Raw genomic sequence first — 15,580 nt, 5'->3', positions numbered from 1 at the left:
TCAAGAACAGCAGCGCGACTGATCGCTGCATTTGCTCAAGTTCCATCTCGGGGAATGTTGGATTGCCCATCTACAACTCCTGCTCCCGGTGTGGGGGTGTTGTATTGGCGTCACATAGAGGGGTCCTGATACTCGTGCGTGAGTTTGGGACGCTGGCAACTTTCTTGTAGGTGAGAATCTTTTCCTTCAATAATTGATTACTGGCTTTGATGAGAGGAGTGTAGTGGGTGTTTTCAACGCCCCAGATGGTGGATTGCTGAGACTCCTTGTGCCCGACCAGAAACGGGTCGACGGTGAGTATGCTCAAGGAACCGCGTCTTTCAAGATAGCGATCTATCGTGTTCGTAGTCACGTCGTGGTTATTTTCATCCCATCGCGCAATCGTATCGTAGACGCGTTCACTGTAAACATTGAAAACCATGCTCATCAATTTATTGATGGCTACGAACTGCTCATCCCGGAATTGGTATAGGCCAAGCACATCGGCCTCTTTATCGAGATCGGCTATCAGGCCGGAAAATATATCCCAGTTAATGGGGGAATTCTCCAGGTATTCCCTGATGCCCTGCCACCGCATCTCGAAATCGGGGGGAAACTCGACATCGTCTTCACAGATCATGATCTGCCGCAATCCTTGCTGGCGTGCGAGCATGATGAGGTACTTGTAGCTCATCGCGCAGCCGAGCCAGCTGTGCGTATGGCGCAGGCCGGGGAAAGCCGAAAAACCAAATCTGTTATCCCTGGCGAAGCCTTCCGTACGCTCGACATATTCTGGCAGGCTAAGGCAGATGGTGTCGCTTGGCAATTCGGTTTTGTGGCCTGCAAGATGCCAAAATTCCTCGAACGAAATACTGTCCGTCGCCAACAGGAATCGGTAGAAGAAGTAATCCGTGTTGTCCGGGCAGTCATCCAGGGGAAGATAGAAAATCCGGCGTGGATCGAGGCCCTTGCGCGAGAGAAAGGCAATATTTGCGGTTGAGTAGTCGAGAATGGCAGACGCATTTTGCAGGATTTGCAGGTAGGCTTCAGTAAACAGGTTCGCCTTGCTTGAATCCTCCACTTGAACAGCAATATAAAAAGCGGGAAGATGCGCAAACGCTGGAGCGTTGATGACAAAATGGGTGCGCTCATCACAACTCTCTGGAGAGGGTCCTTGGACGATCCTCGAAGCGATTCCAGCACGGGATAATGCATTCGCGATCCGGTTTGCTGCGCTGAGCTGGCAAGGCATGACCAGGATAATGACGATATCATCGGAATTTGGCCGCAACCGCAATTGCATAGTTCCAACCTGCGGGGCAAGTATACGGCGAGCTCCACCTTGCCTGAGGCTCTTGCTAAAGCGTGATAAGGCGTTTAGCAGGCCCAGTTTTCGCGCGAACGAGAAATATCCTTTTAGAACTTCCGGGTGCTGCCGGAAATATCCTGCTACTGCCGTGATACGAGCGTAGCTATCCGCTAATTTTCGAATTTTAGTGCTGGGGGCGGGCAAAAGTTTTGCTTATCCTGGGGGTACAGTGACATCGAAAGTATTTTCAGAAATTGTAAAGGAATATTCCTTATGCCTCACTGCGTGTCACGATGACGATGCCTTCCGCGCTATTCATCACGCAAGGTTTCTCTTTTTCACAATTCCTTTCAGCTTGCACGCCTTAAAGGCTGCCCAGTATCCCCGATAGGTGAGATTCCGGGTTTCGTCATCGAGATCGAAACCCGCAGCCAGTTTCAGGTTGGCAATCGAATCCAGATGACGGGCTGATTTGACGATGACATCATAGTGCCCGTTTATCATTGCCCAGTTTTTATCCAGATCGACGGTTTCTGCCCATCGCTGAATTTCCGGCTCCGAGTGAAGCCTACTCATGACGTAATTGGAGGACCCCTGGCGTTCCAGCCGATGGCAGAAAGCATCGAAATCTATCTTCCTGACCATGATGGACACAGCGTTCTTGTTGTAAATTACCCGCAATCCGTGCTTCGAAAGCCGATAGCCCAGTTCGATATCCTCTGCGCCAAAGCGGAAAACGGGATTGAATACGCCATGCTCCAGCAAGAAGGAGCGTTTGCAGGAGGAACGCCCCCCCCAGAAATAAGAGTAATCGAGAATATCTCCATCCTTCAGAGAGGGGTAGGAGAACAAAAAACAACCTACTTCGGTGACGAAATGCATAAGCGGATTCTGCCTGATCTCCGGGTCGAGAGCGGTGTAACCTAGTACTGCGTAATGTTGAGCCGAAAATTTCAGGTGCGTTTTGACATGCTCTTCTAGGAGGGTTTCGGTGGCAACGTCGTCGTCATCCATAAAAAAAACGAGATCACCCCGGCTGGCAAAAAGGCCGTGATTCTTCGCACTGGCTAATCCGGCATTGCGCTGATAAAAGTAGCGCAGGGGGAGTTTTTTAGCGTAGCTATCCGCTACAGCCTCCGTATTGTCGGGTGATCCGTCGTTTATTATTACGACTTCGAAACGCTCTGCAGGCAGCGTTTGTCCACACAGGCTTTCCAGCACCTGAGCCAATAGCGGTGCGCGGTTGTAGGTACAGATTACTACGCTCAGTAACGGTACTGTCGCACTATGTTCTGTGGAAAGGGAGCGGTCAGGCATAGGATTCGAGTATGAAGAACGCATCTTTTTTAGGTAGATGCGGCCTCCTCGAGAGGTAATCGTTCATGGTCTTTGCAGCCGACGCATGATCGTAATACGCCACCGGTTTGCGCAAGCTGTGGGCAACCGGCACGGCATCGACGATTCCCATTTTAAGACTGTGTTTCTCAGCTAAAACCGGCCATACAAAATCATTGCCCCAGCCCATGGGACTTGCCTCATCAAAAGGCAGAATGTAGTCAAAGGCGCTGCGATGTAAGGAGAATAAAGGCCCGATTTCGACAAAACGAGTCCAGCGGGCATCGATTCCATCGAGTTGCTCCACAAATGGATGATCAATATAGCTGTCATGTGTTCTTGCGGGTTGCGCAATAGCGAAATCATAGTGCGACACCCACGCAAGATAGGAATCGAGGAAACCCAGCGGTAGAACGATGTCGTCATCACTGATAATGACGTATTCGAAATCGTACAGATCGACTGTCTTTAAGAGCTGATTCAGCAACAGGAATTTGGGTACAGGCGTCTCGAATCTTTGCACGGTGAGAGGCGCCATTTCGGGTTTTGGCAGGTTTTTTCCCAGTGATATCCATTGCTGCTCGACCTCCCAGTGCTTGCTGCCAGAAAATTCCCGGGTGATGCCGACAGCGAGGTTCTCCTTGTCGGCAAGATATACTCCGGCTATGAGTACCCTTAACATCTGCCGGGGTGTCTCTTCCCAACTGTTCATATTGCACTTCCCAAAGTGGTGGAGCTGCGCTCTCCATCTCTTGGAAAAGTTGGGAGTTTAGCTTCGTTGCTTCCAATACTCCAATCAAGGAGCGGCGTGCCGGGTGCTGAAAAGATATCGGCCCACTGCTCCCGGGTTCTATTATCAGAGTGAAGAGTAGGGAAACTTGGCACCAAGGCGATTTTTGTTTCAGGTTGCACCCCAAAAAGATTATCTTCTTCATTATCATCCGCCGCTACGAGTACGAGGTCCGCGCAGGCGGTGTTGAAAAGCTCGAATCGATGAAGTTCGATGTTGTCCTCGGGAAAAGCGGAATCGGCGGGACGAATAGTGGGTTGCGGATTGGTCATCCAATAGATAACCCTTGAATAGGGAGCGTATGCTCGCACGTAGGGTAAGTGCCGGAACGCTGTGACCGATCCATATAACAGCACATGATGATATTTTCCCCCCTCGGCCTTCAGATGGAGAGGAGCCGCATCGAGTCCGTGGAGAAAGTGAATACCTTGTTTTTCAAGTGCTTCCTTGTGAAGCAAGTCGTCTGAGTCCGAAACAAAGGTGATATGGAACTCCATTTCTTGCAGGAGATGAAGGATCGCCAGCACGGGATGAGCGTTGTTATCCTCATCGGTCGGAAGCACTGACGAACCCACTACCAATATCCACCGCTGCGCCTGATCATACTGGCACGCGTTCGCGGCTACAGAAGGCAGAGCGTCAGGATTACGATCAAGTTGGAAAGTATTCTTGGTAAGTGCGATCCAAGCGCCGGGACGCCTTAGGTATATGTCCTTGAGTCGATTCTTGAAATACCAAGGTAACGGTAGATTTCTGTATATCTGGCGCGACAGTCTGTTGAGCCAGATAGGAATAGATGAGCTTAATGGGTTTCCAATCATTCATTAATGATCATTCTGAATAGAAGGAAATCGTGTCCTAAATTTTCTTGCTCTCGAAAACGAGTCCATTATTACCGAGTATTCCATAGCGGATGTCGTAGAGTTTATGCATCGTAGTGCGGAATCCGAGTTGAGCTAATTTCAGTAACATTTCCAAGGAAAAAATATTGTATACGAGTATGCCACTAGAATTTAACGGATCCAGGTGATAAATTGGTTCCATATGATAAATAACTTCGCCATCAATTATTTCTGCTCTTTTCTCATCGAAATAATCCGTTTGATAAAAGGAGACGGTAAAAATGTGAACTCCTCCCAGCTTTAATATTCTATAAAGCTCTTTGAATGCCTTGTAAGGATCTGGAATAGGCTCGAAAACATCCCTTGTCATTACGACATCAAATGTATTTCCCTCAAAGTGCGAATGTGCGAGATCTACGTTTAGTATCCCATTGACAATATCTCCCAGACTTATTTTTCTGCCAAAATACTCACATAAGACATAGTTAACATTGTGTTTAAGGCAATCATGCAATCCGCCTTACGCCTCGGCATTCAAAATCTGCTTGTCGGGCGTTATTTTGCCGAAATCTTGGAAGTTAAGAATCATTCGCAGTACAAAACCTAACTTCCTCTTTCTATTGCTTGCTTTACATAATATGCAGCAACCCAATCCCCTATGGTTATTCAGAAACTTACCAAAATAGCTCGGGTGACCACAAACTGAACATACTCCAACGAAACCATATCTGGAAGTGAAGCTCTCTAAACGGTTAAAGTTTCTCTCGGCAATTGGATAAACTCTCATCTCGTCTGTTTAATGCTTACGGTTTTTCACGTCTTCCTAATAATCAGATTTCTAATACCGATCTCGTTTTTTAACTTCTGCCGTATTTCCTTCAGAGCCAAAAGTTCCGTCGAACACCTCAAGATAAACCTTTTCATAGCGCCTTAACATAATTGCCGGGTCAAACTTTTGTGCCGCTTCTGGAACACTCAGAAGGTGACCAAGGTAGAAATCAGTTTTCTCCGCATACGCCGCAATCGTTTCAGCAACGCCAGCAATCGGGATATCCTGATTTTCAAGATTAAATACTGTGCCAGCGGTTCCCTTCCCAGTGGCCAGCATTTTTTTAATTTCCCCAACATTACTCGCCAGCATGGGACGGTTGGAGTGGAGGCATTCGATCAGTACGAGAGGAAAGCTTTCTCCGGTAAAGCGCGAGGGAAGAAAACCGAGGTCAGATGTTGCAAAATAATCCCGCGTATTTGGACGAAACCCTAGGAAGTGAATGAAGCTGTCTTTGACAACTGGCCTTAGTCGATCATATTCCGGTCCTGCACCGATCAGGAGTAAATGAATGTCCTTTCCGCTGATTTTCCTTGCTAATTTCACAGCTTCGATGCCTTCTTTCCAACCCTTCTCCGGAATTGCTCTACTCACTACACAAATCAAAAACGCATCTTCCGGAACCCCCAGCTCTGATCGAGGTACAGGCATTATCGGACTAATGTCCACAGCATTATCGATACGGACAAAACCATCTGTATCAAACCCATGGGAAATAAATGGCGCAAGGTTTTTATCCGAAAGGTAGACGAATTTACTGACCCGCTTTTTCAAGAGAGGTAAAACTTGTGCCAATTCGACTGGAGGGACAGTCTCATACATGCCGTGCGTAGTGACAATCAGCTTGGCATTGGAATCAGGTTTCAGGAAATGGCAGATATTTGCATCTACCCACCCGTGATGCGAGTGGATAATTTCGATACCCATATCATCAAATATTGTTTCAAGCTTCTCGAGACTGTCCACTTCCAAAAGCGGGATATCTTTGCGCAACATTCCGCGCACACCTGCTTCAGTCGGAGCTCTTCCGCAGTTAAGAAAGGTTACCCCATACCCTGTTGCTTTCAGCATATTGGCTAGCTTAATAGGGAAGGTCTCTCCGCCTCCTGCTGTCAATGCAAATGAGGCCATGAGCACATTTGGCTTCCGCGATACAGCCAGACGTCGGATACGCTCAAAGCTATAGCAGTTTCCAAACGAGACTTCTGAATAATCCGTACGAAAGGTACGCCACTGGGACTGCAAAACCTGCTTTTGGCGTTCAAACACATCTTTATCCACGCGGTACAAACTTAGAAGCTCGTTTGCAACCAGCTCATGCTCATGATAATAGATGTCGCTGCTATACGTGTTTCGTGAAGTGTTGTTTTCATGGAGACGGTAGTAATTTATAGCTTTCGGTGTGTAGGCAATCAGACCACCTCGTACAAGATGCAGATAAAATATCCAGTCTCCGCATATTCTCATTTGCTTCCAAATGTTGTCGCCCAGCAATTCAAGTTTTCCTGGATGGCGAAAAACGGCGCTGCTGACGTTTGGCACAATATTTTTTATCGCCCACGCCTTATTGACTAAATGATGCGCTGACATTACAAAGGGCTTACGCCATAAATTGGCGTCGACTTCTGCCAGGTATTCTTCGATGCTCCATACCGGTTTGGCAGATGATCCTTCTATGAATACACTTCGGCAATATGCAAGCATCACTGCCTGATTCACAAAATATTTAATGAGTTCTTCCAGAAAATTTTCTGAACAGTAATCATCACTTTCGGCTATCCAAACCAGATCCCCTGTGGCTAAATCAAAACCCCGCTGCCACTGGTTAAAAGCGCTACCAGAATTTTCCTTATTGAAGGCACACTTCGTTACTTTGGGATGACGCTTTCGATATTCTTCGAGGATGTCTTGACTTCCGTCGGTTGATGCATCATCCAAAAGGATGATCTCGATATTTGAATATCTTTGCTGATAAATGGAACTCAACCGTTGCCGGAGGAAGTCAGCATGGTTATAGTTCGGTACAATGATAGATACTTTGGGCTGGAAATCTCTGGCAGACCAGTGATTGTTTTGATACAGCTTCTTCGAATCGAAGCTGAATAAAAAAGACTGTAAAAGTTTCTTTTTTAAAAATGGAGCCAGTTTAACGAAGATGAGTTCGTGCAGCTTCGGCAATATGGGATATACAATTTTCATTGATATACCCCGAGCAAAAAGGTAGATATTAAGAATTTGCTGGCGAATCGAATAACGGAATATGTGGTTTCTCACTACTCTTTGTCCCCCTCTATATTGAAGAGGGGCAATATGTTGTACATGGCTAAAGCTCAACGTACCGCTTAAAGTTGGCATCAGTCAGAGAAAAGCTTGCTAAAGCCAAAGTGGATTTGATGAGCTCACACCGCGAAAATGGTTTGCTATCCGAGTTGTCAAAAAACTGATGCGATGCTCCATAACAGCAAACGGAAAAAGAGTAGGCTGAATTGGATACTGCCCTTCAGCAACTACTCAGTATCTAGGAATAGACAATGAAAAGAGCTATCTCTTCAATTAGCCAGACCAACTAACTATTTTTACCGAGGTTACACCTTACGCTTTTCCGAGCCAAGATACCATCGTCAAATTAACAATGATTGCATACTTCATAATGGAAGGAGAAATTATATACGTGCACCTAAAGTACGCGCGGTTCTAACGAACGGGAGCAATAAGGAGCGAAGCCACCGTCTTTGGTTCACAGCAATCTTCAAGTCTCTAACTTTTAGCTGTAAATAGTATTTGACGGTAGATGATATCGCTTCCCGGAAGGTTAAATGGGCATCAATCGTAATGCTTGGTGTCCTGTGATGGGGAGCACTGCTTTGGTTCACAGCAATCTTCAAGTCTCTAACTTTTAGCTGTAAATAGTATTTGACGGTAGATGATATCGCTTCCCGGAAGGTTAAATGGGCACCAATCGTAATGCTTGGTGTCCTGTAATGGGGAGCACTGAAGTGTGGGAATGTGGAAAATCTGCGTACACCTGTTTTTGCATTTAAAGTCGCCTGGAGAAATCGATGCCCGAACCAGCGGTCGGGTTCGAGATGACACCCTTCTGCCCACTCATTCCAGGCGTTGATAAATACAAGTTCATCGGCCTTACCCGTTTGCCTGGTCTGGTCGATGGTGGATGCAAGCCAGTATTCGTAATTTTCCGGGGTACCATTCAGCACTATTAGTGCGCGTTCCTTTGTTCGTGCGGTGTTATCCCACGAGGGGAACACTGTTTTGAAAACATGAGCATTGTCATACACTCTATCAAGATAAGATTGGGCGATTGACGAAAACTGCATGAGGTTGCCTATAAACATCTCATGAAATTCCACTTGATCGTTAATATTAGCTATCTTGAGATTGTGTGGTGGAAACTCGACACCACTATCAAACCCGAACTGAGCGTAGTCCTCGTTGCCGTGAGTTAACGCTGCACATATATGTATCTCACCTAAACCTATAGAACGGCAGTACTCTCGCCAGACTGCAACTGTTTTGACCGGATCAGGTAACTGTTGAGGCTGATATACGATGAAGTATAGTTTTCCGTCTACGCGGATATAGCGTTTATCCTGGAAAAACGGGACTAGCGATTTAATGAAATTCAAGTCGTCATCGGGCAAGTACTTCTGGACAATAAGAACTTCCTGATCGGCTCCATCCCAGCGGCGGGTCCAGTTTTCATTTGCCCAGCACAGGCAAAACGGCATATCGCTTTCAGGATCAGCCAGCATATCGTCCACGGGCAAGTTTAGAATCCTTTTACCCGAGAACCAATAATAGTGGTAACAGAAGCCGTCTACACCGTATTGTTTGGCAACTTTGATCTGTTCACGTCGCGTTTGGCGGACCCGCAGGTCATAAAATCCGAAGTCCGTAGGCAGATGTGGCTGGAGATGGCCTTCAAACAGCGGTTCAGCCTTTGTCACATTAGTCCATTCTGTGAAGCCTTTGCCCCACCAGCGATCGTTTTCAGGTATAGGATGAAATTGTGGAAGATAGAAGGCGATCAAGCGTGGATCGGTTGGGAGGTTCCGCGACGGCTGGATAGATGGGGTAACCGCTGCATTTTGGGATTTGTCGCCCAATCTCTTGTCGTTTGCTTGGCTCGACGCTTCCTCCAGGCGGATAGCCGCTACATTGGGATTAGATGTAGAAGGACGCTTCCTAAATTCAGGCACTGGGGGTACAAGAGGAACTGCGTCAGCTGGATGATGTAAGGGAGCCGCTTTAACTACCACTTGATAGATTTGTGAGTAAGCACCATGCATGATCACATCTCGCATGGGAAAAGGCAGCTGTGACCAACTGGACGCAAGCTCGGTTTCCTCAGGGGCTTTGCTTACGTAACGTGCCTCGATGATTTTTAGACCCGCTTGTGCAAACAGGCTTTCGATGTTCTTGAGGCCAAAAAATCGGAGGTGCGTTCGATCCAGAAGTCTGTCCTCCCGGTACTCAAGATCCCCATTGATCAGGGATGACATTATCCCTGCATGTCCGGCATGAGGAAGTGAGATGACGAGGTAGCCCTGGGGATTTAAAAAGGCGACCATTTTTTGCAAGACCATCCATGGATCATAAAGATGTTCCAGTACATCAGCTGCCACAACTACATCAAAGTGTCCGATTTCAGTGAGTAGTTGCGTCCAGTCAATTGTGTTAAGGTCAGCCTGTATGATCTTGCTGCAGTATGGCTTGAGCTTTCTAATTGCTTCCTCATCAAGCTCTACTCCTGTCACGCGGCACTTGCCAAGTGATTGAAGGATTCTTGTGATTGCTCCAGGTCCTGGCCCAATTTCCAGGACATTTTTATTCCTCCCTACCATTTCCGTTACAAAAGCGGATGCTGCAGGATCTTGCAATTCTCGTGTTTTCATGTGTTGTCTAGGTCAATATCTTGATCGTGTTCAATGATAGGTTGCTTGTCCGCTAACAGTATTAGCTTGCCATGGAATCAGGGGGCAGACCGAGAGTATTAGCTTGCCATGGAATCAGGGGGCAGACCGAGAGTATTAGCTTGCCATGGAATCAGGGGGCAGACCGAGAGGGTTTCAACCATTTTTTTAATGTTCGTAGGGGGTGGGTGATGCGCCAAGACTTGCTGGTAAGCACACTATTGACGCGTGCCAGTGCTGCATCTTTCTCCGCTATCGCTGCATCTTTCTCCGCTATCGCTGCATCTTTCTCCGCTATCGCTGCATCTTTTTCGATTACTGCCGCTTCCCGTTCGGCCACAGCTTGATTAATATGCTTAATTTGCTCGCTGTATTCAGCGATAATCTGGTTGTTAACCAAATTCTTCGAAAAATATCTGTCAACTAGGGCGAGCGCTGGTTTGAGACGTTGAAATTCTTCACTCCATTGTTCAATCAGGCGGCATAGTACTGGATCATCAAGGTTCATCTCGCCTGAAGCTACCTCGAGCAGTTTCGTATAGATCTCGTGCACGAGCAGGGGGCAAGCCTCATCTAATGACAATTCACTCAAATCATGAATTGTATGCTGCAGTGCCTTATCCAGAAACTGAACGGCATAGTTATGCAGTTCATCGTAATCAACTTTGAAATCGAGTTGTCTTGAAATCCGGTCTATCTCAAGTTCTGGAGATTTCATCAATTTGTCATAATCAACCAGCACGCGTTGCAGGTCCATGCTACCTGACAAACTTTCAATAACATGACCTAACCATAAAAGATAGCTTTTTTCCGCGTCAAAACTGTCGCGTTTATTTAAGGATTTTGTAACACTAAGGGGATGGCGTATTACCAAAATGCAGCGAGTATCAAATTGACAATAGGTGAATACCTCTTTCCAAAAAGGCAGCAACTTGGCCACCCGCGGATCTTTAAATCCAAAAATAGTGTTCTTATCAACCTTCTGACGGAGCAATTCGACGGCTCGAGTGAAATAGCAACTTTTCAGTAAAGTCTCTATATCAGATGATTTAATTGGTGCAACATGATGCCAATCGCTTCCCAATGAGTTCAACAATTCATTGTTAAAAGCATTAATATCTGAATCTTCCCAAAAACCTTTGTCATTTACCCCTTCCATCGCCGGTATCAAATTATTACCCAGATCTATACCCATCACTTGCAGGCCGCGGGTGATGGCACTGGTACCGCTGCGATGCATTCCCAGTACAATAATGAGCCGCTTCTTTCCAGTGCTCTCCATCGTATCAAGTTTGGCTTCTAATACATTATTTCGGACCATGCCTTTACCACATATTCCAGGTTAGCGGGCGGTCTGCCAGCCACAACATATCGAACCCCGGTTTGGCAAATAGCATCCCGCTTTGCGGTAGCGAAGCCTGTCTCCGGAGGAGCTTAATTCCTAAATTTTCATCCATTTCTTTTCACGCCCTACTTTTTCGAGATAGGGTTATACAATTGTTCAAACGCGAAATGGCAACCGAAGTCGACGATACCCGTGGCCAGGTTTCCAGTGTTCGGCAAAACCCGAAATACGACGATATCAAGCAAGCGGTGTAAATATGTTTCTTCACTAGCATAGGCGCCCACGACACCTGCATTTAAGTAATAGGTGCCGGGATTTAAGAAACAGCGAAAGTGGAATTCGACTTGATAAAGGGAATTTGCCTCAGCATAAGGCAGACTTTCCTCAGGGGTGGCTGCCGACACGCCCCCTCCCAGTTCCACTCCAGACACGGTTTTGATGAGCATGCCGAAGCGTACGTTTGGTATCCTTTGGGTAAAGTACACTTCGTATTTGAAGCAATAGATATTTCCGCATTTCAGGCAATTTAGCGGCTCCCCTGTCAGGTTGAGAATCTCGGCTGATCTAATTATGGCTCCCCGAGACTCATAACTGATCGCACTTTGTGATTTGAGATGCGGGTCGAAGAATTCTTCAGGGCTGAAGAGTTCCGCCACTCCAGCATCGGCACTTTTTCCCCCGTGGTGACTGCTTATCGGTGATGAGGGAGGTGAGGTTGGAATGGAAGAAGTCTTGATTTCACTGCGGATCTGATCGCGTTTGAATTCAGGGGCATAGAGAAGCTTTTGGTATTTTGCGACGATTGTTTTCGGTGCTCCGGAAATTAGTATCTCACCCTTATCAACGAGAATTGCCTGATCACACAATTCCACAACTGTGGAGCCGGCATGGGAAACAAAGAGGATCGTCGCGCCACTTTTCTTAATTGCTTCGATGCGCGAAAAGCACTTGCGCTGAAAAAGTTCATCCCCGACGGAAAGTGCCTCATCGACGACGAGGATATCGGGAGCGACGTTGATAGCGACGGCAAAGGCCAGTCTCACGACCATGCCACTTGAATAACTCTTTACCGGTTGATCAATGAAATCGCCAATATCTGCAAAGGCCTGGATGTCGCTATAGCGCGCTTCGATTTCTTCTTTGGTAAGACCCAGCACAGCGGCATTCATATATACGTTTTCTCGCCCGGTAAATTCCGGGTTGAAACCAGAGCCCAGTTCCAGCAAGGCAGCTATTCGACCATTGGTTTCTATCAATCCATTCGTGGGTGACAATGTGCCGCAAATGATCTGAAGCAACGTAGATTTGCCGGAGCCGTTGCGGCCAATGATACCAATCGTCTGGCCCTTTTTTATTTCGAAGGAAACATCCTTCAGAGCCCAGAATTCCCGAAAATAGTGTTTGGGTGTTTTACCCAGCAGCCGTTGCAGGCGAGGGACGACAAACTGCTTCAGGCGGTCGCGCGGCGCGTCGTAAATCTGGTAGCACTTTGAAATGTTTTGAACACGAACGGCAAAATTGCCAGAATCCGACATGGCATTTTCACTTTTATCACTTCCTGCCTGATTCCCACATTCTGTTTCGGATAAGGGAAGGTTGGCAGCATTTGCGATATCTTCCGTGTCAGAGAACATCGGCAAATCCTTTGCGGGTTTTCTGAAACCAGGCGAATCCTGCCCACGCCATCAGCAAGGAAGCAATCATCATGATGCTCCAGTACCCGAGGTCTGGCAGTTGTCCGAAGACGAGCACCTTTCTTCCTTCCTCGATGATGAACGCAAGCGGATTAAGCTGTAATAAACCCTGGTATTTTTCAGGCAAGATGCTCAAGGGGTAAAACACGGGGGAAAGAAACAATAGCACGGTGGTAAACATTCCCGTGAGTTGGCCGATATCGCGCACAAATACGCCAAAGGCTGCCAGAAACCAGGCGAAGCCCATCGAAATAAAAATGAGTGGAAGCAGGACCAAGGGGAAAAGGATCACAGTCCAGGGCAGTTGATGGCTGATAAGGAGCTGCGCAAGCAATAGCACGCCTACGCTGATAATCGTGTGAAACAGTGCGGAGCCGAATGCTACCCAAGGGAGTATTTCCAACGGGAAAATGACTTTTTTCACATAATTTACGTTCAACAGGATCAAGGCGGGTGCGCGGTTGATGCACTCCGCGAACAGGCCATGCACGATCATGCCGACAAAAAGAATGATTGCGAAATCCGTTTTGCTTTCTTCTCCACCCACTCCCCAGCGCGCCTTGAATACCACTGAAAATACGAACGTATAAATCACGAGCATGAGCAATGGGTTGAAGAAGGACCACGCCATGCCCATGACAGAGCCGCGGTAGCGTCCGATGACTTCACGTTTGGTAAGCGCGATAATCAAATCTCTGTTGCGCCAGAGACTTGCGGCCATTTCATGTGGGAGAACGGAAAATTTTTGCATTAGCGCACGGGACAGCTTTGCGCGGGTGTTCTACGGGTGACGGGAAGCATCCATGCGAGCATGCAGGATGCGAATAATGGTGATGTTATAGGGTGTGATGCGAAAATAAATCATATGCCGACCGATATTATACCGGCGATAACCTGGCCGGATATGAATATGAGTATCTGACTCTACACTTGGCATCAATGGGGCTCAGCAGGCTAACTGTTCGACCATGCTTTGTCAGCATTCTTTTCTTGAATGCAGCTGAGTCAAAAGGAGTCAAAATGCTGCGATTCACCGCTGTTCTCACCTTCGGTCAGCGCGAGCGGGATGTCCTCAGTCTCGGCATTACGTGCCTGTTCCCGTTCCCGTTGGATGAGGCCGCGGATATATTCGCTATCATCGACATAATACCCTGCGTTAACCTATTCCTTGATCCAGTCATCCTGCCTGTGGGGCAGGGTGATGGATTTGCGTACAGTCCTCATGCATCCCCCAAGTGTGATACATCATTTTTATCACAGATTGATGCGATCCGAAAGCTGCTCCGAAATCGGCCGAATTTGATCCCGATCTCGCTGTAATCCGTGACAGAGTCACTACCAGGATAGCAACGTAAATCGGTTGCGGTCCTTCGATCGATCTATTGAAAAAACATCAAGAAAATTTTTATTCACTTCTTGCATTTCACCCAAAGTTGCCTATAATACGAATCATTCTCATTAATAACTGCGGAAACGGCGCCATGGATAAGTTACTCACAGTTCCGGAAACCAACGCGGATAAACAAAAGTTCGTCATGCTGGATCGGACTCGACGCATCTATAGCGATGCGCTGTTTTCCCACGGTGATGAGGTGTTTATTCAGCATCAGGGCGAACAATATCGCTTGCGGCGTACGCGTAACGGCAAGCTCATTTTAACCAAATAACAGAAATACTGGACGAATAGCAGGGAATAGTAGACTTAGGGCGCTCATCATGTATATTTGTGTCTGCAAAGGTGTAACCGATACCGCCATCCGAGAGGCCGTCATTCATCGAGGTGCCGACAGGATGCGGGATTTAAAGACTTGCCTGGGTGTGAGCGAGCAGTGCGGAATATGCGCATGCCACGCGAAGGAGGTCCTGGAAAAGGCACTGATGCAGAAAAACGTGGTTCAACACCATTCCACATAAACCCACTCGTTAATTCGAGATCTCGCCTGAGGAGGCATACATGAAGAGCAACGCAGACATTATCCAGTGGCTTAACCGCCAATTGCAGCATGAATTGACGGCCATCAATCAGTATTTCCTTCATGCCCGCATGTACGAAAACTGGGGTTTCGACAGGCTTGGCAAGCTGGAATATGAGGAATCCATAGAAGAGATGAAGCACGCCGATGCGCTCATCAAGCGCATCCTGTTTCTGGAGGGATTACCCAACCTGCAGGAACTGGGCAAGCTCTTGATTGGTGAGAAAGCGGAGGAATGCGTTGATTGCGACCTCAGGCTCGAAATGATTTCACGCGAGACGCTGCTTGGTGGAATCGCCGTGTGTGAAGCAGCAAAGGATTACGTTTCGCGGGAGCTTCTGAAAGAAATCCTGGAAGATACTGAAGAGCATATCGACTGGCTGGAAACGCAGCTGGAGGTGATGCAGAAGGTGGGTATCCAGAACTGGCTGCAGAGCCAGATGTAGACTTGTTTATGTGCCGCTGGATTTCTTTTTCCAGCGGCCTTTATTCGAGTTTATTCAACCTTTTTTGATTTTTAGCCAGCCAGCCCCTACAGGGCAAGCCAGCTTTC

General features: G+C 47.3%; 15 protein-coding genes. 4 read left to right on the top strand and 11 right to left on the bottom strand.

From position 1 onward, the window contains the following. Positions 1-70: 70 nt before the first annotated feature. The 11 genes from BMY01_RS10555 to BMY01_RS18785 all read right to left on the bottom strand — a co-directional run bounded on the left by BMY01_RS10555 (position 71) and on the right by BMY01_RS18785 (position 13,991). On the bottom strand, positions 71-1,282 hold the full coding sequence (locus BMY01_RS10555; RefSeq protein ID WP_074746941.1) for a hypothetical protein: 1,212 nt from the start codon (positions 1,280-1,282) through the stop codon (positions 71-73). Positions 1,283-1,606: 324 nt separating this feature from the next. Further along, entirely contained in the window at positions 1,607-2,605 is a 999-nt protein-coding gene (locus BMY01_RS10550; protein ID WP_074746939.1) for a glycosyltransferase family 2 protein, read from the bottom strand. Then, the gene (locus tag BMY01_RS10545; RefSeq protein WP_081353881.1) at positions 2,598-3,335 is read right to left on the bottom strand and encodes a hypothetical protein; all 738 of its coding nucleotides are present in this window, start codon (positions 3,333-3,335) and stop codon (positions 2,598-2,600) included. The genes BMY01_RS10550 and BMY01_RS10545 overlap by 8 nt, the downstream gene beginning before the upstream one ends. Continuing rightward, a complete protein-coding gene (locus BMY01_RS10540) occupies positions 3,332-3,976 on the bottom strand; it encodes a hypothetical protein (RefSeq protein WP_217638650.1) in 645 nt (214 codons plus the stop codon). Before BMY01_RS10540 ends, BMY01_RS10545 begins: the two co-directional genes overlap by 4 nt. A 295-nt stretch (positions 3,977-4,271) precedes the next feature. Further along, a complete protein-coding gene (locus BMY01_RS10535; protein ID WP_074746935.1) occupies positions 4,272-4,769 on the bottom strand; it encodes a methyltransferase domain-containing protein in 498 nt (165 codons plus the stop codon). Positions 4,770-5,093: 324 nt separating this feature from the next. Further along, entirely contained in the window at positions 5,094-7,283 is a 2,190-nt protein-coding gene (locus BMY01_RS10530; RefSeq protein WP_074746933.1) for a glycosyltransferase, read from the bottom strand. Between the two features lie 464 nt (positions 7,284-7,747). Further along, entirely contained in the window at positions 7,748-9,997 is a 2,250-nt protein-coding gene (locus BMY01_RS10525; protein WP_074746931.1) for a glycoside hydrolase family 99-like domain-containing protein, read from the bottom strand. 151 nt (positions 9,998-10,148) lie between these two features. Beyond that, entirely contained in the window at positions 10,149-11,336 is a 1,188-nt protein-coding gene (locus tag BMY01_RS10520) for a sulfotransferase family protein (protein ID WP_074746929.1), read from the bottom strand. A gap of 149 nt (positions 11,337-11,485) precedes the next feature. Further along, the gene (locus tag BMY01_RS10515) at positions 11,486-12,895 is read right to left on the bottom strand and encodes an ABC transporter ATP-binding protein (protein WP_074747063.1); all 1,410 of its coding nucleotides are present in this window, start codon (positions 12,893-12,895) and stop codon (positions 11,486-11,488) included. Between the two features lie 88 nt (positions 12,896-12,983). After that, positions 12,984-13,805: an ABC transporter permease gene (locus BMY01_RS10510; RefSeq protein ID WP_074746927.1), complete on the bottom strand. Its 822-nt coding sequence runs from the start codon at positions 13,803-13,805 to the stop codon at positions 12,984-12,986. A gap of 30 nt (positions 13,806-13,835) precedes the next feature. Beyond that, on the bottom strand, positions 13,836-13,991 hold the full coding sequence (locus BMY01_RS18785) for a type II toxin-antitoxin system RelE/ParE family toxin (RefSeq protein ID WP_081353878.1): 156 nt from the start codon (positions 13,989-13,991) through the stop codon (positions 13,836-13,838). Between the two features lie 83 nt (positions 13,992-14,074). Between BMY01_RS18785 and BMY01_RS18075 the strand changes: the two genes are divergently transcribed. The 4 genes from BMY01_RS18075 to bfr all read left to right on the top strand — a co-directional run bounded on the left by BMY01_RS18075 (position 14,075) and on the right by bfr (position 15,473). After that, positions 14,075-14,374, top strand: coding sequence for a hypothetical protein (locus BMY01_RS18075; protein ID WP_217638649.1), 300 nt, complete (start codon positions 14,075-14,077; stop codon positions 14,372-14,374). Between the two features lie 161 nt (positions 14,375-14,535). Then, entirely contained in the window at positions 14,536-14,721 is a 186-nt protein-coding gene (gene hemP, locus BMY01_RS10495) for a hemin uptake protein HemP (protein ID WP_081350792.1), read from the top strand. A gap of 49 nt (positions 14,722-14,770) precedes the next feature. Beyond that, positions 14,771-14,968 (top strand): (2Fe-2S)-binding protein, encoded by a 198-nt coding sequence (locus BMY01_RS10490; RefSeq protein ID WP_074746923.1) that lies wholly within the window; start codon positions 14,771-14,773, stop codon positions 14,966-14,968. A 40-nt stretch (positions 14,969-15,008) separates the two neighbouring features. Continuing rightward, on the top strand, positions 15,009-15,473 hold the full coding sequence (gene bfr / locus BMY01_RS10485; RefSeq protein WP_074746921.1) for a bacterioferritin: 465 nt from the start codon (positions 15,009-15,011) through the stop codon (positions 15,471-15,473). Positions 15,474-15,580 lie beyond the last annotated feature (107 nt).

Origin of the sequence: Nitrosospira multiformis, from assembly GCF_900110185.1 — a bacterium.
Classification (GTDB): domain Bacteria; phylum Pseudomonadota; class Gammaproteobacteria; order Burkholderiales; family Nitrosomonadaceae; genus Nitrosospira; species Nitrosospira multiformis_A.
Note: the sequence above shows the minus strand (reverse complement) of the source record. Positions and strands in the feature narration are given on the sequence as shown.